The 22,636-nt window shown below is 47.2% G+C and carries 24 protein-coding genes; 18 read left to right on the top strand and 6 right to left on the bottom strand.

From position 1 onward, the window contains the following. The first annotated feature begins 28 nt into the window (after positions 1-28). From EV210_RS03210 to EV210_RS03190, 5 genes are all read left to right on the top strand, one after another. Positions 29-1,189: an adenosylcobinamide amidohydrolase gene (locus tag EV210_RS03210; RefSeq protein WP_207900637.1), complete on the top strand. Its 1,161-nt coding sequence runs from the start codon at positions 29-31 to the stop codon at positions 1,187-1,189. Between the two features lie 123 nt (positions 1,190-1,312). Continuing rightward, a complete protein-coding gene (locus EV210_RS03205) occupies positions 1,313-1,978 on the top strand; it encodes an amino acid ABC transporter permease (protein ID WP_132075485.1) in 666 nt (221 codons plus the stop codon). After that, positions 1,959-2,636 carry an amino acid ABC transporter permease gene (locus EV210_RS03200; RefSeq protein ID WP_132075482.1) on the top strand — a complete coding sequence of 226 codons (678 nt, stop codon included), beginning with the start codon at positions 1,959-1,961 and terminating at the stop codon, positions 2,634-2,636. The genes EV210_RS03205 and EV210_RS03200 overlap by 20 nt, the downstream gene beginning before the upstream one ends. A gap of 33 nt (positions 2,637-2,669) precedes the next feature. After that, positions 2,670-3,401, top strand: coding sequence for an amino acid ABC transporter ATP-binding protein (locus EV210_RS03195; RefSeq protein WP_165898767.1), 732 nt, complete (start codon positions 2,670-2,672; stop codon positions 3,399-3,401). 20 nt (positions 3,402-3,421) lie between these two features. Further along, the gene (locus EV210_RS03190) at positions 3,422-4,300 is read left to right on the top strand and encodes a cysteine ABC transporter substrate-binding protein (protein WP_132075478.1); all 879 of its coding nucleotides are present in this window, start codon (positions 3,422-3,424) and stop codon (positions 4,298-4,300) included. 49 nt (positions 4,301-4,349) lie between these two features. Here the strand turns inward: EV210_RS03190 and EV210_RS03185 are convergent, their stop codons facing one another. Further along, positions 4,350-5,798: a right-handed parallel beta-helix repeat-containing protein gene (locus EV210_RS03185; protein WP_207900636.1), complete on the bottom strand. Its 1,449-nt coding sequence runs from the start codon at positions 5,796-5,798 to the stop codon at positions 4,350-4,352. A 77-nt stretch (positions 5,799-5,875) separates the two neighbouring features. Then, positions 5,876-6,361 carry a CBO0543 family protein gene (locus EV210_RS03180; RefSeq protein ID WP_132075476.1) on the bottom strand — a complete coding sequence of 162 codons (486 nt, stop codon included), beginning with the start codon at positions 6,359-6,361 and terminating at the stop codon, positions 5,876-5,878. Positions 6,362-6,529: 168 nt separating this feature from the next. On the opposite strand from EV210_RS03180, the gene EV210_RS03175 reads away from it, so the two are divergent. The 3 genes from EV210_RS03175 to EV210_RS03165 all read left to right on the top strand — a co-directional run bounded on the left by EV210_RS03175 (position 6,530) and on the right by EV210_RS03165 (position 10,971). Continuing rightward, on the top strand, positions 6,530-7,717 hold the full coding sequence (locus EV210_RS03175) for a GGDEF domain-containing protein (protein ID WP_165898766.1): 1,188 nt from the start codon (positions 6,530-6,532) through the stop codon (positions 7,715-7,717). Between the two features lie 85 nt (positions 7,718-7,802). Continuing rightward, positions 7,803-8,144: a zinc ribbon domain-containing protein YjdM gene (locus EV210_RS03170; RefSeq protein ID WP_132075470.1), complete on the top strand. Its 342-nt coding sequence runs from the start codon at positions 7,803-7,805 to the stop codon at positions 8,142-8,144. 223 nt (positions 8,145-8,367) lie between these two features. Then, positions 8,368-10,971, top strand: coding sequence for a hypothetical protein (locus tag EV210_RS03165; protein WP_207900635.1), 2,604 nt, complete (start codon positions 8,368-8,370; stop codon positions 10,969-10,971). A gap of 96 nt (positions 10,972-11,067) precedes the next feature. Here EV210_RS03165 and EV210_RS03160 read toward each other — a convergent pair whose 3' ends face one another. Continuing rightward, positions 11,068-11,943, bottom strand: coding sequence for a LysR family transcriptional regulator (locus EV210_RS03160; RefSeq protein ID WP_132075467.1), 876 nt, complete (start codon positions 11,941-11,943; stop codon positions 11,068-11,070). A 108-nt stretch (positions 11,944-12,051) separates the two neighbouring features. Here EV210_RS03160 and EV210_RS03155 point away from each other — a divergent pair, with 108 nt between their 5' ends. Further along, positions 12,052-13,047 (top strand): YeiH family protein, encoded by a 996-nt coding sequence (locus EV210_RS03155; RefSeq protein WP_132075464.1) that lies wholly within the window; start codon positions 12,052-12,054, stop codon positions 13,045-13,047. Between the two features lie 50 nt (positions 13,048-13,097). Here EV210_RS03155 and EV210_RS03150 read toward each other — a convergent pair whose 3' ends face one another. Beyond that, entirely contained in the window at positions 13,098-13,439 is a 342-nt protein-coding gene (locus EV210_RS03150; protein WP_132075461.1) for a hypothetical protein, read from the bottom strand. Positions 13,440-13,565: 126 nt separating this feature from the next. Here EV210_RS03150 and EV210_RS03145 point away from each other — a divergent pair, with 126 nt between their 5' ends. From EV210_RS03145 to EV210_RS23235, 7 genes are all read left to right on the top strand, one after another. Next, the gene (locus EV210_RS03145; protein ID WP_165898765.1) at positions 13,566-14,000 is read left to right on the top strand and encodes a MarR family winged helix-turn-helix transcriptional regulator; all 435 of its coding nucleotides are present in this window, start codon (positions 13,566-13,568) and stop codon (positions 13,998-14,000) included. 75 nt (positions 14,001-14,075) lie between these two features. Further along, the gene (locus tag EV210_RS03140) at positions 14,076-15,104 is read left to right on the top strand and encodes an epoxyqueuosine reductase (RefSeq protein WP_132075455.1); all 1,029 of its coding nucleotides are present in this window, start codon (positions 14,076-14,078) and stop codon (positions 15,102-15,104) included. A 271-nt stretch (positions 15,105-15,375) separates the two neighbouring features. After that, a complete protein-coding gene (locus EV210_RS03135; protein ID WP_132075452.1) occupies positions 15,376-15,669 on the top strand; it encodes an iron chaperone in 294 nt (97 codons plus the stop codon). Beyond that, a complete protein-coding gene (locus tag EV210_RS03130; RefSeq protein ID WP_132075449.1) occupies positions 15,666-17,120 on the top strand; it encodes a protein adenylyltransferase SelO in 1,455 nt (484 codons plus the stop codon). Before EV210_RS03135 ends, EV210_RS03130 begins: the two co-directional genes overlap by 4 nt. A gap of 142 nt (positions 17,121-17,262) precedes the next feature. Then, the gene (locus EV210_RS03125; RefSeq protein WP_132075446.1) at positions 17,263-17,748 is read left to right on the top strand and encodes a GNAT family N-acetyltransferase; all 486 of its coding nucleotides are present in this window, start codon (positions 17,263-17,265) and stop codon (positions 17,746-17,748) included. A gap of 26 nt (positions 17,749-17,774) precedes the next feature. Continuing rightward, entirely contained in the window at positions 17,775-18,287 is a 513-nt protein-coding gene (locus tag EV210_RS03120) for a GNAT family N-acetyltransferase (RefSeq protein ID WP_132075444.1), read from the top strand. 173 nt (positions 18,288-18,460) lie between these two features. After that, a complete protein-coding gene (locus EV210_RS23235) occupies positions 18,461-19,639 on the top strand; it encodes a methyl-accepting chemotaxis protein (protein ID WP_279388472.1) in 1,179 nt (392 codons plus the stop codon). Between the two features lie 11 nt (positions 19,640-19,650). On the opposite strand, the gene EV210_RS03110 is transcribed toward EV210_RS23235, so the two are convergent. Then, positions 19,651-19,974 carry an AzlD domain-containing protein gene (locus EV210_RS03110; protein WP_132075438.1) on the bottom strand — a complete coding sequence of 108 codons (324 nt, stop codon included), beginning with the start codon at positions 19,972-19,974 and terminating at the stop codon, positions 19,651-19,653. Next, positions 19,964-20,695: an AzlC family ABC transporter permease gene (locus EV210_RS03105; RefSeq protein WP_132075435.1), complete on the bottom strand. Its 732-nt coding sequence runs from the start codon at positions 20,693-20,695 to the stop codon at positions 19,964-19,966. Before EV210_RS03105 ends, EV210_RS03110 begins: the two co-directional genes overlap by 11 nt. A gap of 239 nt (positions 20,696-20,934) precedes the next feature. Here EV210_RS03105 and EV210_RS03100 point away from each other — a divergent pair, with 239 nt between their 5' ends. Next, positions 20,935-21,621, top strand: a complete 687-nt coding sequence (locus EV210_RS03100; RefSeq protein ID WP_132075432.1) for an AAA family ATPase — start codon at positions 20,935-20,937, stop codon at positions 21,619-21,621. 114 nt (positions 21,622-21,735) lie between these two features. After that, entirely contained in the window at positions 21,736-22,548 is an 813-nt protein-coding gene (locus EV210_RS03095; RefSeq protein ID WP_132075430.1) for an amidohydrolase family protein, read from the top strand. The last annotated feature ends 88 nt before the right edge of the window (positions 22,549-22,636 follow it).

The raw sequence follows: 22,636 nt of genomic DNA, 5'->3' as shown, positions 1-22,636 counted from the left end.
GAACACGGCAAATGATGGGAGAATAGCCATGAAACTGTATCTTAGGCCAGGGCTGCTGGCTGCTCTTATTTTTTGTTATAGTATTGCTTTCTGTTTTGGCAGTGAGCGGATGCCGGTTTATACCTTGTCTACCGGCGATGCGGTTTATCAGCAGGACACCAGTATGGTTATTGCTTTTACCGGGCCGAGAGCGGTACTGAGTACTTCACTCTTTAGTGGAGGATATAGGAACGATTTGCAGGCAGTATTTAACCATGATATGAAAAGAGCCACTGGGATAACTGCCGCTACTTACCTGACCTACTTAGCCGATACGGCCAGGAGTCTGGGACTTGATCCGGCCAGCGTGAGCGGGATGGGCACAGCTGCCTCGATGGAGAATGTCGCCATCCGCTCGGAAAGCTATCAAACACTTACGGTGACGGCGATTGCGACCGGCGGTGTAGAAGGCAACGGCGGACGGGTAGGTGATCCTACTTCGTATTTTATGCCCGGTCAGAAACCGGCAGCCTATAAGCCGGGAACGATTAATATTATGCTGGTGATTGATGCCGATCTGCCTGCCGGTACGATGGCCAGGGCACTGGTCACCTGCACGGAAGCAAAAACAGCAGCCTTGCAGGAGCTGGTGGCGGGCAGCCGGTTTTCCACCGGCTTGGCTACCGGCTCGGGCACTGACCAGACGATGATCATTGCCAATCCGGGCTCCGAGCTGTATCTGGAGGATGCAGGCAAGCATTCCAAGCTGGGTGAGCTGATTGGCCGGACGGTCAAGCTGGCTGTGAAGGAAGCGCTGTTTAAGCAAACCGGCCTGTCCCCGGAAAAGCAGCACAGTGTGCTGCGGCGCATGAACCGTTTCGGAGTGACAGAGGACATGCTGTACCAGCATTATGTGCAGGGCGGCGGTATAGCCGATAAAGCGCGTTTTGCGGCAGCACTTAAGCAAGTGGAACGGGAGGCACCGCTGGTCAGCTATACCTCGCTGTATGTGCATTTGCTTGATCAACTGCAGTGGCAGCTGTTAAATAATGAGGAAGTGGCGGAAGCCGGCAACGCTTTGCTGCGCCTGACGGCAGATGCCTACCATGTTCCGGCTCCGGTTATTGCCGGTTCTGATCTGCAGGGCGTTGTTCAGGCCTGGACAGATTTGGTTGTGGAAATAGTGAAAAATCCCCTTGACACGGACTGATTCGTAGGGTATCCTTTTAACAAATACATAACTGCGCTGATCAGAAAAACTGAAGGCCAACGTCTCTCGCAAGAGAGGCTTGGTCTTTTTTGTTTTGCTGTCACGGGAACAGGTGGTTAACGAATGCATTTAAATTGGGAATTTATGCTGCAAAGCCTGCCGCTCTATCAAAAAGCGGCTGTACTGACACTCCAGCTCGCTATTGGCGGTATTGGTGTATCACTGCTCATCGGCCTCTTGTGCAGCATCATTTTATACTACAAAACGCCCGTTTTGAGCAGCGCTGTCCGGGTATATATCGAGCTTTCCCGCAATACACCGCTCCTCATCCAGCTGTTCTTTTTATACTATGGCTTCACGAAGCTGGGCCTAACAATGGGTGAGTATACCTGCGCTATTCTTGGTTTGTCCTTTCTGGGCGGCAGTTATATGGCCGAAGCCTTTCGCGGGGGAATTGAATCAGTCGGCAAGTCGCAGATTGAGGCCGGGCTCAGCTTAGGCCTTTCCAATGGGGAGCTTATCCGATACGTTATTCTGCCTCAGGCGTTTACCGTGTCCCTTCCGGCAGTAGGGGCCAATTGTATTTTTTTGTTGAAGGAAACCTCGATCGTCGGAGCAATTGCCATTCCGGAGCTGATGCATCTGACACAGGATCTAATCGGCATGTACTACCAAACATATGAGTCTTTATTCATGCTGGTAGCCTCTTATCTCATTATGCTTTTGCCCTTGTCGTTTGGACTGACTTGGCTGGAAAGGAAGCTACGCTATGCTGAATTCGGGAATTGAAGTACTGTTTGAAGGAATTAATATGCAGCGCCTGATGGGCGGGCTGCTGATTACGGCCCGTATCGCACTGCTTTCCATTATTATCGGTTCTTTGCTGGGCCTCTTGCTAGGTCTTGTACAAACTTCAAAATCGAGGATAGTCCGCTTCTTCTGCCGCTTTTATCTGGAGCTGTTTCGTATCATTCCCATCCTGGTATGGCTGTTCATTGTCTACTTCGGGATACCCAGTATGCTGGATATTCATGTTGAGGGAGAAGCAGTGGCAGTCGTTGTCTTCAGTCTCTGGGGGGCGGCTGAAATGGGCGATATCGTGCGGGGCGCTCTGATCTCCCTGCCCAAGCACCAGATGGAATCAGGCAAAGCGCTAGGCCTCAGCTTCTGGGGGCTGTACCGCTATATTCTCATTCCTCAGGCCGTCCGTCGGATGCTGCCGGGAGCAATTAATTTATCAACAAGAATGGTAAAAACTACATCTTTGGTTGTCATGATCGGGGTGATTGATGTTGTAAAAATCGGTCAGCAGATTATCGAGTTGTCCATCTTGAAAGCACCTACCGCTTCCTTTTGGGTCTATGGTTTTATCTTTATCCTGTATTTTATTATCTGCTATCCGCTGTCAAGGCTGTCCAAACAGCTGGAGGCAAAGTGGCAAAGCTAAGGAGGCGTTAGTATTAGGAACAGTGGCGAAGTATTGCTGGAAATAAAAGAGCTAAATAAGCAGTTTGACGGTAAAACGGTATTAGATACAATCAACCTTACCATCCATAAAGGCGAGGTTGTTGTTGTCCTGGGGCCGTCAGGCTGTGGAAAAAGCACCCTGCTCAGATGTCTGAACGGGCTGGAGGAAATTCAGGGAGGTGATATCCGCTTGGCCGGTAAAAGCATTACTGGCGAAAACGGGAACTGGCAGGCGGTGCGTCAGCAGATTGGCATGGTCTTTCAAAACTATGATTTGTTTCCCCACATGACGGTTATTGATAACATTCTGCTAGGCCCTGTAAAGGTGCAAAAAAGAGCACGTGCTGAGGCGCTGCTGCAGGCGGAGCAATTGCTGGAGCGGGTAGGCCTGCTCGACCGCAAGGATGCTTATCCCCGGCAGTTGTCGGGCGGACAGAAACAGCGGATTGCCATTGTCCGGGCTTTGTGTATGAACCCTGACATTATGCTGTTTGATGAAGTGACAGCTGCTCTTGACCCGGAGATGGTGCGGGAAGTACTGGATGTCATTTTAGGGCTGGCCAGGCAGGGCATGACGATGGTAATGGTAACTCATGAAATGGGCTTTGCCCGGGCGGTAGCAGATCGGATTGTATTTATTGATGAAGGCAAAATCTGCGAGATGGCCGACCCAAGCGAATTTTTTACTAATCCAAGGACGGAACGAGCTCAGCAATTCTTAAATATTTTTCAATACCAAAATTAAAAGTAGAGGAGAAGAGAGTTATGAATTTCAAAAAGACCCTGGCAGTGGCTTTCAGTGCATTACTTCTGATCGGCGTTTTAGCAGGCTGCGGCTCCAATACCGCCACGAAAGCGGATGGCAAAGGCGAACCGGCTGCGGCTAAAAGCTCGATCGAGGAGATCAAAAAACGGGGAACAATACGAATCGGTATCTTTGGCGATAAGCCTCCCTTTGGTTATATTGATGCCAACGGCAAAAATCAAGGCTATGATGTGTTTATTGCCAAACGCTTTGCCAAAGATCTGTTAGGCGATGAATCCAAAATTGAATTTGTGCTGCTTGAACCGGCCAGCCGCGTAGAGTATCTGCAGACCAATAAAGTGGACATTATTCTAGCTAACTTTACTGTTACTGATGAAAGAAAACAGAAAGTTGATTTTGCCAATCCGTACATGAAGGTTGCCCTGGGGATTGTCTCCCCCGCAGGTGAGCCGATTACCTCTGTTGAACAGTTAAAGGGCAAAAAACTGATTGTTACCAAAGGGACTACCGCCGAGACCTATTTCACTAAAAATCATCCGGATATTGAATTGTTGAAATTCGACCAAATCACCCAAACTTTTGAAGCTCTGAAAGATAAACGAGGTGCTGCCTATGCCAATGACAATACCCTGCTGTTTGCCTGGGCCAAAGAAAATGCCGGTTTCACGGTTGGTGTAGCGACTCTGGGGGGGCTTGACACCATTGCCCCTGCAGTAAAGAAAGGGAATAAAGAGCTGCTTGACTGGATTAATACGGAATTAGAGACTCTTGGCAAAGAAAATTTTATCCACAAGGCCTACGAAGCGACACTAAAACCGGTATATGGGGATTCTATTAACCCGGAAGATATTGTAGTCGAAGGCGGCAAACTAAAATAAGCATCATTCTAACAAACCAGCCACCGGTCAAGCCGGTGGCTGGTTCATTTTACCGCTGATCGCTGATAGAAGCGTCGCTGTTATTGGTTGATAAATCCGTCAGCGGGTCATACGGCGGCCCTGTTATTGTACCAACAAGCAAGGCAATATCAACGGCATTTTCCGGGCTGCCCCAGGAGTTGCCGGAGAATACAAAGACGGACCGGTCCACAACGAAGCCACGGGTATTATACACTACATTATTAATGATGTTACCAGTAGAATTCGGGTTAAGATAAGCAGGTTGCCTCAGAGAGTAGAAAATATTATCTTGAGCGATTAAATTCACTACATTAGATTGCGTTAAAAAACCGCGATTCACAACCCAGCCCGTTGAGGGACCTGCCTGTGGCGGACCCAAAATGACATTATTAACAAGCTTATGATTTGTTCCAGCTAGTTGGATAAACTCAACGGCATAGGGATTATCACTGGTAATCGTTAGACCGTCGATGGTTATGCCGCTGCCGGTAACCAGAAATAGAATAACCGCCGCTTGCAATTGTATAACTGTACTGGGATAGCCTTTTAAGGTTACACCTGCTTTATTAATTGTTATTGTCGAAGTAATCGGATAAGTTCCTCCTAGTACATGGACAGTCCCTGTCGGAGAAACTGCTGTTACTCCTTGCTGGATAGTTCCAAATGGACTAGCCTGCGTGCCATTTCCGCCAACAGCTCCAGCTTGAACATAAACTGCATATGGATTGGGTTCAAACGTTCCTGTTGCACCTGTTGCTCCAGTTGTCCCAGTTGCGCCCGTAGGACCTGTTGCACCTGTTGCTCCAGTAGGGCCTGTTGCTCCAGTTGAGCCTGTTGCGCCTGTAGGACCCGTTGAACCCGTTTCACCGGTTGAGCCGGTGTTGCCTGTGGTACCTCCTGGAGCGCCAGTTGCACCTGTATCGCCAATTGCTCCTGTGGCTCCTGTCGGACCAGTGTCTCCTGTTGCTCCTGTTGCGCCAGTGGCGCCGGTTGGACCTGTATCACCTGTTGCACCTCCACCTGCGCCGGTAGCGCCTGTTGCACCGGTTGCCCCCGTAGAGCCAATCTCGGGAACATCATCTTCAATAATAACAAGAGTTGCCGTAACCGGTACGATTGCCGAATAGTAAACTAAGGAATCACTTGCATTTACCAGTGATAATGTAACCGGAGCAGCTGTAACGTCGATAACGCCTACTCCCGGAACCACACCTATTTTTGACGGAGAATTGCTGTCTAAAAAATCCCCCTGGGAAGACGACAGGGAAAATACAACTCCACAAGCTGAAGCGATGGATTGCGTTGCAACCCACCAATTGAGGAAGTATCTTCCGGGTTCATTAAATGTTATTACGCCTGTTATGTCGTTGTAACTAATATTACCGGATGAATAAACAACGGATTCAAAAATAACATTTGCTCCCTCTGCGACACTGCCGGCAGTCTCACGTTCAATTTGTAAGGCGATATTGCTCATGAAGTCTCCTCCTGACATAAAACATCTTATTTCATCCTATGTTTTTAGACGGCGAAGTGTAACATGAGCAGTAAAGCTTATTTGTTTTTGCTGAAATGGTCGCAGCCCCAGCGAAAGAAGGCAATAAAAGAGCGCGAAAGCAAAAACGTTATGATGAGAGTATAAAAAGTAGTAAACCAGCTCCATTCAATGTAGTGAATAAGATCGGTATAGAGCTCAATAGGATACTCAATTGCTGTTAAACCGGCACTAAACAATACCGCATAGCAGACAATGGAAGTGAGACCTTTCTCACGGGTAACCTGGTTGTACAATATACACATAATAGGGAAGACCCATAATTCGAATAGGATACACGTGTTATAAAACTTGGGCAGCAGTCTGACGGGATAGTCGATAAGCTTCAGGTTGACAACCGGGCTTCCCCAGGCAAAGTCAATCAGACTTTTAAACAAGTAGATCACGACCCAATCCCGAAAATATCGCCAGTCTACCACGAAAATCAGCAGCAACAAGGCAATACCTGCTGCCAGTACGCTAATTACTATTTCTGCATTGAGCATCTTTACGATTCCTTTCCCCTGCTAAAGTGAAAAACTATCAATATCCTTCCCGGCTTTCGGAAAGATCATTCTATGACATATAATGACAAAAAATGTCGAAATTGCTATAATAGAATTACCTTCAAATTCGATATGCTGCGCGAAAGGATTCGAAAAGTGCCAAATATCATGTCAATACTGACTACTATTCCGATCGGAGTGTTATTAGGGGTTTGTGTAATCTTCTGGGGAGTTCCCTTCGAACCGCGTTTCGTCGCTAATAGCGATAATTTTTCGTATGTCATCTACGGTACAGCTTTGCTGTTAAGCTGGTGGTTTAATAGAAGCCGCGTTTTTTTCGCTGTCATTATAATCGCCTTAGCGCAGTTTGCTCTCAGTGACAGGGCGGCGGCTGCGATTGCCGCACCTGTGTATGGAGCCGCTATTTATCCATTTGTCTGCGTAATGCTGCCGCTTAACATCTGCCTGTTTTCGCTGCTAAAGGAACGAGGCATATTTAATGGCTGGGGTTTAGGGCGATTTGGGATTATTATAGCGCAGGCAGTTTATTTGGCTGTAGCTGTAGTGGCGAATGACCGCACTTTGCTGGCGTTTTTTTACCAGACAGTCCCGGCAGGGACGTCGGCTGCTTTTCCCGGATTTGCAGTCTGGGCATATTGTTTTGTTTTTATACTGCTTGTGGGCAGACAAGTGCGTACTCGGTCTCCGCTAGGCAGTGCTTTTATTGCAGCTGCCGCAGCTACTTTGCTGGGCCTGTATGTAAAGGAGCAAATGATGGCACTGCCGGTATTTTTTGCGACAGCGGGAATTATTTTTATTGTTGCTGTGATTCAGGATTCGTATTCGATGGCCTATCTGGATGAGTTGACGGGACTGCCCGGCCGGCGCGCTTTACAGGAAGACTTGCTGAAGTTAAGTGGAGAATATACCATTGCTATGGTGGATATTGATTTTTTTAAGAAGTTTAATGATACCTATGGGCACGATACGGGTGATGACGTTTTGCGGTTGGTAGCCTCAGTACTCAAAGAAGTAACAGGCGGCGGCAAAGCATTCCGGTATGGTGGTGAAGAGTTTACGGTCGTATTTCCCCGTACCAGGCTTGCTGATGCGGTACCGCATCTGGAAAAACTGCGGGCAGCTGTAGAAAAATGCCCGTATCAGTACAGCGGAAAAACCGAAAAAACAGCTAAAAGGAAAGCGTCAGCCAAACAGGAGAAACAGCTTTTTGTTACTATCAGCATTGGCGCAGCGGAGCGAAGTGAAAAACATAGCAGCACAGGCGAGGTAATCAAAGCTGCCGATACTGCGCTTTACCGGGCTAAGAAAAAAGGACGGAACTGTGTCAGCAAATGAAGATGTAGACAGCGGTCTAGCATTTGTCAAGGTGAGAAAACTGTGGTAGTATAGTGAGACTAACGTTAGAATGGAGAATGCAAATATGTCTGAGTTGCCGAACTGTCCGAAATGCAAGTCCGAATATACCTATGAAGATGGCAGTCTGCTGGTCTGTCCCGAATGTGCTCATGAATGGGCTCCGCAGGCGGAAATAGAAGTCGCTGATGCGCAAAAATTCATAAAAGATGCAAGCGGTAACGTATTAGCTGATGGCGATTCGGTTACTGTCATTAAGGATCTAAAAGTAAAGGGCAGTTCATCTGCTATAAAAATTGGTACAAAAGTTAAAAATATCCGCCTCGTTGACGGTGACCATAATATTGATTGCCATATTGATGGCTTTGGAGCAATGAAACTCAAATCAGAATTTGTTAAAAAAGCATAGAGCCATGTTAGAAAAGTCTGCCGGTTACGGCAGGCTTTTTTTGTGCAATCATAGATACATACAACAGAAGCTTTGACAGTGTAGTGGGTAACCAATTAACATAAGTTTTCATACTATATTATGATTAAGTTCGCTGCTGCTGTTAATATAGAGGTATTGTACTGCCTTTACTGCGGGAGGAACGAAATCAGTAATAAATATTTCTAAAAAGGGGAGGGATAATATGGATACAATTGGTCTGCAGATCGAGAGAAATTTAGGCGGAACTGTTGCAACTAATGCCAATGTAGTATTTGATACGGTTATAGATACCTTTGGTCCGGTCAGTTATAATCCACTTACGGGGGTTATAACCATTAATAAAACCGGCAGATATTTTATCAACTGGTGGGTCGCAACCCAGGCTGCTGCAGGAAATGTGGCGATTTCCTTTGCTATTTCATCCTCTCAGGGAGATGAACTGGTGGGAGAATCACCTATTAAGGCAGATGAAGTGGTGGGCTTTGCCTTAATTCAGGTAGATGCTGCACCGGTAACTGTCAGTTTAGTAAATAGAACTGTAAGCACAGTATCCTATTCGACATTAACAACGACAAGAGCCTCTTTGGTTTTAGGTGAGGTTCCAGAAGAAACGGGAGTGACTGGTACGACAGGATCAACCGGGGCAACCGGAGATACAGGGACAACCGGTGCCACTGGAGCGACAGGAGCAACCGGCGTAACGGGAGCAACCGGAGCCACAGGAGCAACCGGAGCCACAGGAGCAACCGGAGCCACAGGTGCAACCGGAGATACAGGAGCAACCGGAGACACCGGAGCCACAGGTGCAACCGGAGATACAGGAGCAACCGGAGCCACAGGAGCAACCGGAGACACAGGAGCAACAGGTGCAACAGGAGCAACCGGAGCCACAGGTGCAACTGGAGAGACTGGGGCAACCGGTGTAACGGGATCCACAGGAGCAACCGGAGTAACAGGTGCAACAGGAGACACAGGAGCCACAGGTGCAACCGGAGATACAGGAGCAACCGGAGCCACAGGAGCAACCGGAGACACAGGAGCAACAGGTGCAACCGGAGATACAGGAGCAACCGGAGCCACAGGAGCAACCGGAGACACAGGAGCAACAGGTGCAACAGGCGCGACAGGTGCAACCGGAGTAACAGGTGCAACAGGAGATACAGGAGCAACAGGAGCAACCGGAGCCACAGGAGCAACAGGAGATACAGGAGCAACAGGTGCCACAGGAGCAACTGGAGCCACAGGAGAAACCGGAGCAACAGGCGCGACAGGAGAAACCGGTGCAACAGGTGCGACAGGAGAAACCGGAGCAACAGGCGCGACAGGAGAAACCGGAGCAACAGGTGCGACAGGAGAAACCGGAGCAACAGGCGCGACAGGAGAAACCGGTGCAACAGGCGCGACAGGTGCAACCGGAGCAACAGGTGCCACAGGAGAAACCGGTGCAACAGGTGCAACCGGAGATACAGGAGCAACAGGTGCAACAGGAGCCACAGGAGCAACAGGTGCAACAGGCGCGACAGGTGCAACAGGGGTAACAGGGGTAACAGGAGCAACAGGAGATACAGGAGCAACAGGTGCAACCGGAGACACAGGAGCAACTGGAGCCACAGGAGCAACAGGCGCGACAGGAGAAACCGGAGCAACAGGTGCGACAGGAGAAACCGGTGCAACAGGCGCGACAGGAGAAACCGGTGCAACTGGAGCCACAGGAGCAACAGGTGCAACAGGCGCGACAGGTGCAACCGGAGACACAGGAGCAACAGGTGCAACAGGAGATACAGGAGCAACAGGTGCCACAGGAGCAACTGGAGCCACAGGAGAAACCGGAGCAACAGGCGCGACAGGAGAAACCGGAGCAACAGGAGCCACAGGAGAAACCGGAGCAACAGGAGCAACAGGTGCAACAGGCGCCACAGGAGAAACCGGAGCAACAGGCGCGACAGGAGAAACCGGTGCAACAGGAGCCACAGGAGAAACCGGTGCAACAGGAGCCACAGGAGAAACCGGAGCAACAGGCGCGACAGGAGAAACTGGAGCAACAGGTGCGACAGGAGCAACAGGAGCAACAGGGGAAACCGGAGCAACCGGAGCGACAGGCGCAACAGGTGCAACTGGCGAAACTGGAGCGGTTGGTGCTGGGTTGGCTGGTCTTGTTGCGTTTAGTCCCACAGATGCTGCCAGCTATCCAACGAATCAGGTAGTAACGTATAGTGGTGGTACCTATATGGTTACTACGGCACCGCCGACAGGAGTTCCAAATACCTCTCCAGATTATATGATGCTAGCGGCGGCAGGGGCTACTGGAGCCACCGGGCCAGAGGTAACGACGGAAGGTTTTTCAGCATTTCTTTCTACGCTGGCCTTGTCAGCAAGCTCGCAATTAACCGGCTGGACAGTTACCTCTCCTTATTTTGACAGTGCCACCTTTAATGAAACAACAGGCAACTATACCGTTCCGGCAACCGGGGTTTATACTATTCAGGCGACAATTAACTATACGACTACTGCTGCTATTTCAATTAACCTCGGTGCAGGTGTTAACCCAGGCTTTGTAGTTAGAAGAACTTCACCGACAGTAACCGACTTAATTACGGGGTTATTCCCGGTGTTAGACGTTAACGTAGCATTGGTTTTAACTCTGCGTGCAATACTCGGTAATGGCACGGTTACGTTAGCCGGAGAAGTGCAATTGAACGCAGGTGATGTGGTCGGACTCTTCTATGAAGCAGATGGGTTAACCGTAGCACTTAACTTAGGCGGCGCAGGTTCAGGGATAATTTGGTCGATTAATCGCTTAGCTTAAAAAACAGAAAGTGCATTATAAAAGGGTACCGGATTGACCGGTACCCTTTTGCTGCTCCAAAGGTGTACTCACTTTGTTTGAGAAACTGGATTATTCTCAGGTAAAGTTTAGAATGTATTGGATAAATCGCGCAAGAGGTGGAGTGATAAATTTGTTTTTGTGATAAGCAAGGCTGAACTGCCTGTGGAATTTTAAGTCATCAATAGGTACACTCGCCAGTTCATTTCGGGCGATTTCTTTTTGAACAGACATTTTTGATAGGACTGTAATGGCTAATCCTGCAGCCACGGCATTCTTGATTGCTTCAGCACTGTTATACACACCGCCTGTCTGCCAGCTGATTCCATGACTAGCCATGACAGAGGTAAACAGTTCACGGGTACCGCTGCCCTCTTCTCGGACCAAGAACTCGGTATGATTAAGGTCGGCGGCGGCAATTTTTCCTCTTACCGCAAATGGATGGCCGGGAGCTGTTACTAATACAAGCTCATCTTTCATAAAGGGCTGAACCACCAGCAGTTGAGAATGAACGTTGCCTTCAATCAGGCCAATATCCGTTTGATCCAATAACAGCATGTTTTCAATAATTCTTGTATTATTAACAGCTGGAGCAATTTTAGTGTGAGCATTGTTCTGAACAAAGTCCCGGATCAGCCGGTGCAAGATACAGGTACCGATGGTTACGCTGGCTCCTACACGGATTATTCCTTGCTCAAAGATTTCCTGCATAGCAGCCTCTGCTTCGTTACTCAAGTTCAATATATGGCGGGCATAGCTTAATAGTTTTTGACCTGCAACCGTAATAAATAACTTGCGTCCCAGCCGTTCAAACAGCTTAAGATTATAGTGTCTTTCCAGTTCGGAAATGGCCTGGCTAACCGAGGGTTGTGCAATGTGAAGTTTTTCTGCAGCGGCAGTCATATTTTTTTCGTCACAAACGACTAGAAAAATAGTCAAATGTCGTAAAGTCATAATTTGGCAACTCCATTCATAGGTAATTACCTATCATATATACAATATTATAGTATTTTACTTAATGAATGTCTAATGGTATGATCAAGTCAAAGAGGAGGCAATTACATGAAGTATACTGAACGAAGCTTAGTTCTGCCAGGCATTGCAGTAACCGTCCTAGTCGCTGTTCCTGCGTGGTATCTTGGTACACAATTTCCGCTAATTGGCGGACCTGTATTCGGCATGCTGTTGGGGATAATCGCAGCAATTTGTAAGAAGCCGCCTGCCTGCTGCCGTACAGGCATTCAATTTACCGGCAAATACTTTTTACAATTATCTGTCATACTGCTCGGCTTTGACATGAATTTATTCCATGTTTTTGCAATCGGCAGCCAGTCCCTGGCAATTATGTTTTTTACGATTAGTGCTGCTTTTGGTGCTGCCTGGATGATTGGCCGCGGTCTAAATTTATCGGGTAATACGGCTATCCTGATCGGTGTGGGTACTGCCATCTGCGGTGGATCGGCAATAGCAGCAACAGCTCCTGCTATTGCTGCCAAGGAAAGAGAAGTGGCCTATTCGCTGTCTACGATCTTTTTATTCAATGTAGCTGCCGTATTTATTTTTCCTTTGTTAGGGCATTATCTGAAGATGAGTGATTTAGGTTTTGGCCTGTGGGCCGGTACGGCGATCAACGATACTTCTTCCGTTGTGGCCGCTTCCTATTCTTATAGTCAAGCAGCCGGCAATTTTGCAACGATTGTAAAGCTTACCCGTACATTGATGATCATTCCAATCACAATCGTTCTGGCAATCCTAACGGCGAAAAAGACCGCTGCTGACAGTGAATTTAATTTAGTCAAAACCTTCCCGTGGTTTATCGCCGGATTTTTGGCAGCTTCCCTGATAAATACGTCAGGCATTTTATCCAGCGAGCTTTGTGCCGCGCTGGCTCATGCCGGAAAGTTTTTAATTATAGCCGCTATGGCGGCAATCGGTTTAAGCATAGACCTGCGGCAGATGGCAAGTAACGGAATCCGGCCGGTACTGCTGGGCTTAACGTGCTGGGTGTCAGTTGCCTTGGTATCACTTGGCGTACAGTATTACCTCGAACTATGGTAAGCAAAAAACAGTCTCTTTATCTGCTATTGCAAGTAAAGAGACTGTTCCTTTTATTTTAGGGCTTCCTGGGCTGTCGGTTTAATACGGGGGTCTTTCATCATGCTGCGTACAACATCTTTCATAGCCGGATCAGCCATAATATCAAGCATTGGTTGTTTCATTTCCGGTTCAGACATCATTTTCACCATGGTTGCGCGCATTTCCGGATTGCTCATGGCTTTCTTCATCATTTCCGGCCTGTTTTTCATCATGTTATTCCAAGCGTCTTCACTCATTTCCTGCATTTGCTCCATGGGCTGAGCCGGCTTCTGCTGGGGGGCGGTGCCGCAGCCGCTGACAATCATTGTGCCTAAGACAAGTAAAGCGAATACGATTCGTAACCGGTTAAACATGTCAATTCCTCCCTTATTTGGTTATTCCTTAGCCTGTGTACAAAAGCGCAAAACTATTCGCGATCATTCTTGACAAAACGCAATGGTCATACTAATATATGTATATACATGAAACGGGGGAAGCTTATGACTTCATCAGCAAGAATTGATCAGCGTTGTGTCTGCTATAATTTACGCAAAGCAGCACAGGCTGTCACTCAGTATTATGACCAGCATCTACAGCCAAGTGGATTAAGAGCATCTCAGTATTCACTGCTTCTAGCCGTTTCGCAGAATGAAGAAATATCCATTAGCGAGCTTGGTGAGAAAACCTGCAAAGACCAGACGACAATCACCCGTAATATTGAAATACTGAAGAAGCAAGGTTATCTTACCATTACCCGCAAGGAAACCGATGCGAGGAAAAAAGCAATCTGCCTGACAGAAGAAGGGAAGAAGAAGTTAGCGGAAATACTGCCCTTGTGGCGAGAAGCCCAAACCCATATTCAACAAGAATTGGGTTTAGAACGTTTGGCTGATTTCTTTAAAACCTTGAAAATGCTTGAACAATTAGTAAAATAAATTTTTTAGTGATTTACATGTATATACATGTAAATTAAAAGACAGTCACATTATACGTAAGGGGAGTGCGGTAAGATGCAAACAACAGCACAACTGATTCGGGAGAGAGCATACCAACTGGGTTATGAAAAGTGTGGGATTATTCCGGTCCGTGCTTTGGAGGGCTATGCGGAAAAGTTTAATGAACGCATTCAAAAAATACCGGCGTCCGAGATGTTTTATCAAAGACAGCGTCATCTGACGCAGCCGCTTGAGCACTATCCCTGGGCAAAATCGGTTGTTATATTGGTAGCAGGCTATGGAAAATATAAAATACCGGAAGCGGTTCGAGGCCAGATTGCCAAAGCCTACTTATTTGATGTTCGCTGCGATGCCAGCTCAGAGGAATTTCAGAACAGCCAGGCAATGGAGCGTTTTATGGAAGGGCTTGGTTTGAAGATTGCTACTAACCGCAAATTTGGAGTTGTCGGGCTGCGCTGGGCGGCCATGCAGGCCGGTCTTGGCATTATCCGGCGCAATAATTTCTTTTATACACAAGCCGGCTCCTGGATGCATTTGGAGGCCTGGCTTACCGACGAGGAAATGGAGCTGAGGGAAGCTTCCAATACCCGTCCCTGTCCCGAGGGATGCAATCGCTGTGTAAAGGCATGTCCGACCCGCTCGTTATCAGCTCCCTATACGATGCTGCCGAATACCTGCGTTTCCTTCCTGACGACTTTTGGCGGACGCAATCTGCCTCAGGAGCCTTTGCGTAAAACCTTTGGCAGCTGCATCTATGGCTGTGATATTTGTCAGGATGTGTGTCCGATGAATAAGGGGAAATGGCAAGAGGAAAAGGAGTTTCCTGGACTTGCCGAGTTATCTTTGGCGCTTACTCCGGAGAATATATTGCAGATGAAAGACGATTTCTACCGGGCAAAGGTTCAGCCCAAGTTTTTCTATTTGTCGCCGGATGAGCTTTGGAAGTGGCAGATAAATGTATTAAGCTTCATGCGTAACAACTATCAGGCGAAATATAAAAATGTCATTCTTACAGCCTGTGAAAGTGACAATGAAAAGGTTCGTGAGATGGCGCAGACCATTGCCAAAGAAGTGGCAGTGTAGTCAGTATGGAAACCGGCATGGGCACTGAGCCATGCCGGTTTATGTGTTCCTGCGATAAGAAGATGGGCAGACAGGTTAGCCATGCTTCTTACCGGATGAAAGGATTTTACAGATGCATCCTCCAGGTATACTATAGAATTATCGATATCTTTAGTACCGTATTAAGGAGGCTTGTTCAAGGAAATTATGTAATAAATCCGAAAACTGGACAACATAGCTATATCGCAGGTTTGATACGAAATCATAATGCTTAGTTAAGTTGGAGGAAATCATGCCAGAGAGTACAATACCGGTTAACACGATTGATGAGTATATCTTACAATTTTCGCCTCATGTTCAGGCAATACTCAACAAGTTAAAAAACGTAATAAAAGAGGCCGCACCTGTCGGCTTTTATCCCGGTCCCAGTGGAATTGAAGCCTTTAAAAGTGAATTATCGAATTATAAAGGCGCAAAGGGCTCAGTCCAGTTTCCCTTAGATAAGCCGCTTCCTTATGAATTAATCGGTAAAATCGTTACATATAGAGTTGCTGAGAATACGGCTAAAAGGAGTGAGAAAGGATGACAACAGGGTGGAACCTTGACAATAGCTATGCGCGGCTGCCGGGGAAGTTTTTTACCCGTCTTAACCCAACTCCTGTACGTACACCAAAATTAATCCTATTGAATGATGCACTGGCGGATTCTCTGGGATTCAATGCCGCTGAACTGAAGAGCGCCGACAATGTGGCTGTGTTTGCCGGCAACCGGCTGCCGGAGGGGGCTGCGCCGCTCGCTCAGGCATACGCAGCCCATCAGTTCGGACATTTTACCATGCTGGGTGACGGGCGGGCCTTGCTGCTGGGGGAACAGATTACTCCTCAGGGTGAGCGGGTAGATATTCAACTCAAAGGCTCGGGCAGAACGCCGTACTCCCGCGGTGGAGACGGACGGGCAGCATTGGGGCCGATGCTGCGTGAATATATCATCAGCGAAGCGATGCACGGGCTTGGTATTCCTACAACCCGCAGTTTGGCGGTGGTGACAACCGGTGAAGCGGTTATCCGGCAAACCGAGCTGCCTGGAGCAATCCTGACCCGGGTAGCTGCCAGTCATATCCGTGTCGGTACCTTTCAGTATGTTGCCAATTGGGGCACTGTTGAGGATATAAAGACACTGGCCGATTATACGCTGCAAAGGCATTATCCGGATATCGAACCATCGCCGGATTGTTATTTGGAACTGCTAAAAGCAGTGGTCAGGCGCCAGGCTGCTTTAATTGCCAAATGGCAGCTGACAGGCTTTATTCATGGTGTAATGAATACGGATAACATGGCGATTAGCGGAGAAACCATAGACTATGGACCCTGTGCTTTTATGGACGTTTACGATCCGTCAACCGTATTCAGTTCGATTGACCGGCAGGGGCGGTATGCTTATGCCAATCAGCCGCCGATTGCCGCCTGGAACCTTGCGCGATTAGCCGATGCTCTCTTGCCGCTCCTGCATAGTAACGAAGCGCAGGCGCTCCGGTTGGCGGAGGACGTAATTTCTGGTTTTCAGAAACTGTATCAAAGTACCTGGCTGGCCGGAATGAGAGCTAAACTGGGCCTGTTCAATGAAGAGGCAGCAGACGAGACACTGGTGGCAAATCTGCTTACAATGATGGAGAAATACCGGGCCGACTATACGAACACCTTCCGGTTGCTGACGCTGGGGATGCATGAGGATGCTGGGATGATGCAAACTACGGATTTTGCCCACTGGCGTGATTCATGGCGGGCAAGACTGGGCCGACAGCAACAAGCAGAAGATAAATGGCGTCAACTGATGAAAGACAACAATCCTGCCGTCATTCCGCGCAATCACCGGGTGGAAGAAGCGCTGGCGAGCGCGGTGGAATACGCAGATTACAGGGGTATAAATAGGCTGCTTGCTGTACTGGCCAAGCCGTATGCTTATACTCCCGAACAGGCTGAATATGCTGCTCTGCCTGTGCCGTCAACTGTTCCGTACCAAACTTTCTGTGGTACTTGAGATCAGTAGTAACAGCGAACGTACAGTTTATGAAAAAAACTTCATGGACTGTACGTTTCGTATTTATATTGATACATTTTGTTTTCTTACAACGGATTATTTAGTATAATAGAAATATACTACGTGATTAGAGGTTGTCAGGATGAAAATACGCAATGCAGCAATTGAGGATCTATCAGCATTACTTGTTCTTGAAAATCTTTGTTTTGTAAAAACAGAAGCAGCTACACCAGAAGCGTTTGAAAAAAGGCTGAGGATCATTCCGGATAGCTTTTTTGTCTTTGAAGAAGACGGAAAGATTATTGGACTGGTAAATGGGCCGGTTATTGCAAGCCCCTTTATTACGGATGAATTATTTCGTGATATACAGGCCAATCCGGTATCGGGCGGGCATCAAAGCATCTTGGGCCTGGCAGTTGATCCACAGTATCAAAAACTGGGGATTGCCGCAAAGCTGCTTAGTCATATGGAACAGGCAGCAGCCAGCAGGCAGCGGGAAACCGTAACCCTTACCTGTAAGGAAAAGTATATTCGCTTTTATGAAAAGCATGGTTACAATAACAGCGGTACATCCGGTTCACAGCTTGGTGGCGCCGATTGGTTCAATATGATTAAGACATTATCGTAAATTTGCCTTGTGAGGAGCAGTACAATATGATCAGAGCAGCTAAGGAACAGGATCTGGCGGACATACTGGAAATATATAACGATGCAATCATCCATACGACGGCGGTTTATGATTATACAGCCCATACCCTTGCGGACCGAAAAGATTGGTATGAAAAAAAGAAGGCTGATGGCTATCCCTTATTAGTATTTGAAGAAGATGAGAAAGTTGTTGGTTTTGCTACCTTTGGTCCTTTTAGGGCCTGGCCGGCATACAAATATACGATCGAACATTCCGTATACGTACATAAGGAGTACAGGAATGCGGGTATTGCTACGCTGCTAATGAAGGAAATCATCCGCATTGCCGGTGAACGGGAGTATGCCACACTGGTTGCCGGAATTGATGAGGCAAATGAAGGCAGTATTATAATGCATGAAAAATTAGGGTTTCGATTATCCGGTGTCATCAAGAATGCCGGCTATAAGTTTGGTAAATGGTTACATCTTGCCTTTTATCAGCTGGATTTAGCAGGCCCTAAAATACCTACGGAAAAATAACCGGCAATCGAACACTAATGGATGAGGCCACAATCTTCGGCAATAAACTTGCCGTTTGGCACTCAAGTCTGCACAATCTGGGATATTAGAACACGGCAATGAAGCCCTGGACTCTCTCCGAGCCCAGGGCTTTTACTTTTAATTTTTTTAACAGCAACAGGGAGGATGAAAGTATGAATTCGAGTATCAGGATTATTACGACAGCAGGTGATTATTTAATCGCCAATGAATTAATGACAGCAGTGCAGCAAATTCTGGGGAATACCTTCGACGTTCACGCATGCCCAATCAATAACTTACCTGAGCATACGGGTGCTGATTTATTTCTATGCGTTTCATCACGGAAAACAGAATTAGCAAAAAAGATTCCGCAGGATAAGATTGTCGGTATTGAATTGCTGCCCTATAATTACTTCTTTATTCAGGTGGCTAAATTGCCGGCAGGAGCAACGGTACATATCTTTAATAATTCAACCAGTTATGCAAAAAAACTCGAAGAGTATTGTGGTGAACTAAGTATTGACCACATACGCTTCGAGTATATTTCTTATGATGAGATAACGGAGGAAGAGGCTGGCAGGCGCCTGGCAGCAGCCAAATTCATTATCGGAGTAGAAACGATAGTTGGCGTTGAAGGTGTACTGAATCACCGATATAAGAAGTACATTCAGCCTGATGCCCGGATCATTGCCGCAAAGCGGATCGCCAGTGTTGAGTCTGCTTGTGAGTTAATGCAGTGGATAACCTCTTTCGGCAATAAGCAGTTATTACTGCAGATTACAGAGAACACAAACCAGTTAAATGGCCAATTACAGCAAATAACCGGGATAGCTCAGCGAATCTCGACTTCCATCAATAATGAAACAGCTGCGCTGCAAGATATTACCACTAAATTTACGCAAGGCGTAAGCCAATTGGAGCAAGTGAAAAACCGGTCGGAAGTGTTAGCCGCAGCTGCCAAGAATATTGGGAATGTAGCGGATGCCATTAAACATATATCGGGGCAAACCAATTTGTTGGCTTTAAATGCAAGTATTGAGGCTGCCCGGGTGGGTGAGCACGGACGCGGCTTTGCAGTAGTTGCGAAAGAGGTAGGCAAGCTTGCTGAAGAAAGCCGTCAGTCGACAGAGAATATTCGCTCTGCGATTGTGGAAGTGCAAGCAATCGTGTCTGAGATTGTGCCTGCCCTCATTGCTTTAGCGGGGGAAATGGAGAAAAACCAAAAATTCTTTACCGAAGTTTCCCGGTCTTCCCAGGAAGAGAATGAGGCCATTATGCAAATATTTAAGGCTTTAGAAACGATTAGTGACATGGGAAATGGTATCGTTCAGGCAACTACGAAGCTGAGGTAGAACCAGCAGCGCTATGCCCCCAGGAAGCGCAGCGTTACCATTGTTCCCATACCAAGCAACAAAGTCACAACAATGCTGCGGCTCTTGTAGGCTGCGAGGGCTGCAGCAAAACCGGCCAGCAAATAGTGATTGTGCAAAGATAAATCCAGCCGGCCCTCAGGCAGGACCAGGGCTGGTAAAATCAAAGCGGTAAGAATCGCTGTCGGGATATGCTTCAGCCATCGCTCCAGCCATAGCGGCATACCGGTCTGCTGCAGCAAGGCTACACAGCTGAACCGGGTTATAAATGTGACAAGGGCCATACCAGCGATAATTGCCATTATTTCATTGCGCATCTTCTTTAGCTCCTTCCATAAGCACACCGATTAAGACTGCTCCCAAACAGGCGGCAACCATATACCATTTGCCGGGCAGATACAACGCACCTGTAATGGCTATCAGGCCGGCTGTGATACATACGGCAATACTTATTTTGTCGGTTAACCTTGGCAGCAGTAATACCAAAAAAGTTGCCGGCATGGCAAAATCCAGTCCCCAGGCCAGTGGATCAGGTATATAGCTGCCAACCAGAACGCCCGTTATTGTCGATAATGCCCAAGTGATGTACAGGCTCAGGCTGGTACCTAGCTGGAAAGCTGCGCTGTAGCCGGACTGATCGATGCGGCTGATTGTAACGGCATAGGCTTCATCAGTCAGCAGAAAAGACAGCAGTGCCTGACGGGACAGCGGCAGCCGCACCATGTATTGTGCTAAAGATGCACCCATCAGCATATGACGTAAATTTACCAGAAGTGTTGTAAAGACGATCATGCTCCAGCCGGTAATACCGGCTCCCAGCATGGTAATGGCAATAAATTGACTGGCGCCGGCAAATACCAGCAGCGACATCAAGATCGTTTCCAGTGATGTCAACCCGGCAGTCAGGCCCATGATTCCGCAGGTAATGCCGAAGGGAATCACTCCTAGTAAAATTGGCCCGCTGCTAATGACTCCTTTCCAAAACTCAGGCTCGCTATATTGATAGCCTTGTGCAATAATTGCTTTTTTACTGTCCATGTTATTTACTCCATTCCACACGTGATATAAGTTTACAGTCAACTGAATTTCAGCTGATTATCAGTGTTAATTTGTATAGTATTATATCATTGCAGCATGTTGCACACAATGCTATAATTTATGCGCTCCGTATAGATGGCTGAAACGGTTTGTGATAGAAGATACTAGTAAGGCGATCAAATTTAGATTGGGAGCCGATTACAATTCATACATCACAGTTTTTACGTTCAATACAAATCATGCATGACAAAACCGAAGAAAAGCAGGAATATCCTTTTTCGCTGCCTGTTTTTCGTAATTTGCACTGCATCGACTTTCATCCCCAGGTTACCTTTATTGTAGGGGAAAATGGCACTGGCAAGTCTACTTTGCTGGAAGCAATCGCCATAGCCTGGGGCTTTAATCCCGAAGGTGGAACTCGCAATTTCTTATTTTCAACGAGAGACTCTCATTCGCAATTGTACCGGAATATTCGGTTGGTACGGGGAGTGAAGAGACCGCGAGACGGTTTTTTTCTGCGGGCAGAGAGCTTCTATAACGTGGCAACGCAGGTCGATGAACTGTTAGTTAAGCAATATTACGGGGGACAATCTTTACACGAGCAATCCCATGGGGAAGCTTTTTTTGCAACCTTTATGAACAGGTTTAGCGGCAATGGGCTGTATATACTGGATGAACCGGAAGCGGCTTTATCGCCGATGAGGCAGATGGCAATGGTAGCCAGAATCCATGATTTGGTACAGCAGCAGTCTCAATTTATTATTGCGACACATTCCCCGATTATTACCGGATATCCTCAGGCCTTAATTCTCCAAATTGCCAATGAAAGTATTCGCGCTGTTGATTACGAAGCAACGGAATCTTATATGATCACGAAAGAATTTATTAATAACCGTAAAAAGATGCTAGAGCTGTTATTGAAATGACAGCCGCTTTTCACTAATAGCCTGCAGTGGTATGATAAAAGAGATATATGCGTTCGTCTCTTACATGCTGAGCCAGTATAGACGCATAATAACAGGTAAGGGAGGATCAAACTTATGAAAATCATTGATGCTCATATCCATTTCTGCCAGGAACCTTATTTTGATCAGATCGCAGAACTGGCTGGACATAAAAATACCAGTGAACACCTTAAAGCAGAATATACCAAGCATAATATTGCTCACGCTGTAGTTATGGGAAACCGCAGCCTGGACTTGAGCAATCATCAATATCCCGACTATCTCAGCTACTGCGTCGGTCTGGACAGCACCTGCTTTAACGTGGAAGAGGTGACCCAGCAAGCCTATTTAGTAGAAAAACACCTGCAACGAAAAAATTGTGTAGGCATTAAGCTGTATCCAGGCTATAACCACTTTTATATCTCGGACCCGGTAGTCGATCCGTTTTATCAGCTGGCGATGCAATATCACAAGCCTGTTGCTGTTCATACGGGTTTGACGGCCACCAGCAATGCCCTGCTCAAATATAGTCATCCAATGGTTCTGGATGAAGCGGCAGTACGCTACCCGCAGGTGCAGTTTGTTATGTGTCATATCGGCAACCCCTGGTTAGTAGATGCGATCGCGGTTATTGAGAAAAATCAAAACGTAGCCGCTGATCTTTCTGGGATTCTAGAGGGAAAAATCGCCAGCATGCCGGACTTTTTTGCCAGAAAGCAAGGGTATATTGGCTTCTTGAAAGTGTGGCTCGAATACCTGGACAATTATGAGCGTCTGCTGTACGGGACGGATTGGCCGCTTGCTAATATTGCGAACTATATTGATTTTGTGGCCCATATTATTCCGGAAAAACATCACGATATAGTATTCTTTGACAACGCCAACAGGATTTATGATCTGGGCCTATAACCGGCGGAATTATATTTGCTAGCTGTTACATGCGGAGTTATGACATAGACTGGTAACTCCGTATGATTTTGATCTATAACGATAATTG

Origin of the sequence: Anaerospora hongkongensis (genome assembly GCF_004339805.1) — a bacterium.
Classification (GTDB): Bacteria; Bacillota; Negativicutes; order Sporomusales; family DSM-15969; genus Anaerospora; species Anaerospora hongkongensis.
Note: the sequence above shows the minus strand (reverse complement) of the source record. Positions and strands in the feature narration are given on the sequence as shown.

Coding starts and splice junctions, on each gene's coding strand:
- EV210_RS03210 (WP_207900637.1), top strand. CDS start 29: ATGAAACTGTATCTTAGGCCAGGGCTGCTGGCTGCTCTTATTTTTTGT.
- EV210_RS03205 (WP_132075485.1), top strand. CDS start 1,313: ATGCATTTAAATTGGGAATTTATGCTGCAAAGCCTGCCGCTCTATCAA.
- EV210_RS03200 (WP_132075482.1), top strand. CDS start 1,959: ATGCTGAATTCGGGAATTGAAGTACTGTTTGAAGGAATTAATATGCAG.
- EV210_RS03190 (WP_132075478.1), top strand. CDS start 3,422: ATGAATTTCAAAAAGACCCTGGCAGTGGCTTTCAGTGCATTACTTCTG.
- EV210_RS03185 (WP_207900636.1), bottom strand. CDS start 5,798: ATGAGCAATATCGCCTTACAAATTGAACGTGAGACTGCCGGCAGTGTC.
- EV210_RS03180 (WP_132075476.1), bottom strand. CDS start 6,361: ATGCTCAATGCAGAAATAGTAATTAGCGTACTGGCAGCAGGTATTGCC.
- EV210_RS03175 (WP_165898766.1), top strand. CDS start 6,530: ATGTCAATACTGACTACTATTCCGATCGGAGTGTTATTAGGGGTTTGT.
- EV210_RS03170 (WP_132075470.1), top strand. CDS start 7,803: ATGTCTGAGTTGCCGAACTGTCCGAAATGCAAGTCCGAATATACCTAT.
- EV210_RS03165 (WP_207900635.1), top strand. CDS start 8,368: ATGGATACAATTGGTCTGCAGATCGAGAGAAATTTAGGCGGAACTGTT.
- EV210_RS03160 (WP_132075467.1), bottom strand. CDS start 11,943: ATGACTTTACGACATTTGACTATTTTTCTAGTCGTTTGTGACGAAAAA.
- EV210_RS03155 (WP_132075464.1), top strand. CDS start 12,052: ATGAAGTATACTGAACGAAGCTTAGTTCTGCCAGGCATTGCAGTAACC.
- EV210_RS03150 (WP_132075461.1), bottom strand. CDS start 13,439: ATGTTTAACCGGTTACGAATCGTATTCGCTTTACTTGTCTTAGGCACA.
- EV210_RS03145 (WP_165898765.1), top strand. CDS start 13,566: ATGACTTCATCAGCAAGAATTGATCAGCGTTGTGTCTGCTATAATTTA.
- EV210_RS03140 (WP_132075455.1), top strand. CDS start 14,076: ATGCAAACAACAGCACAACTGATTCGGGAGAGAGCATACCAACTGGGT.
- EV210_RS03135 (WP_132075452.1), top strand. CDS start 15,376: ATGCCAGAGAGTACAATACCGGTTAACACGATTGATGAGTATATCTTA.
- EV210_RS03130 (WP_132075449.1), top strand. CDS start 15,666: ATGACAACAGGGTGGAACCTTGACAATAGCTATGCGCGGCTGCCGGGG.
- EV210_RS03125 (WP_132075446.1), top strand. CDS start 17,263: ATGAAAATACGCAATGCAGCAATTGAGGATCTATCAGCATTACTTGTT.
- EV210_RS03120 (WP_132075444.1), top strand. CDS start 17,775: ATGATCAGAGCAGCTAAGGAACAGGATCTGGCGGACATACTGGAAATA.
- EV210_RS23235 (WP_279388472.1), top strand. CDS start 18,461: ATGAATTCGAGTATCAGGATTATTACGACAGCAGGTGATTATTTAATC.
- EV210_RS03110 (WP_132075438.1), bottom strand. CDS start 19,974: ATGCGCAATGAAATAATGGCAATTATCGCTGGTATGGCCCTTGTCACA.
- EV210_RS03105 (WP_132075435.1), bottom strand. CDS start 20,695: ATGGACAGTAAAAAAGCAATTATTGCACAAGGCTATCAATATAGCGAG.
- EV210_RS03100 (WP_132075432.1), top strand. CDS start 20,935: ATGCATGACAAAACCGAAGAAAAGCAGGAATATCCTTTTTCGCTGCCT.
- EV210_RS03095 (WP_132075430.1), top strand. CDS start 21,736: ATGAAAATCATTGATGCTCATATCCATTTCTGCCAGGAACCTTATTTT.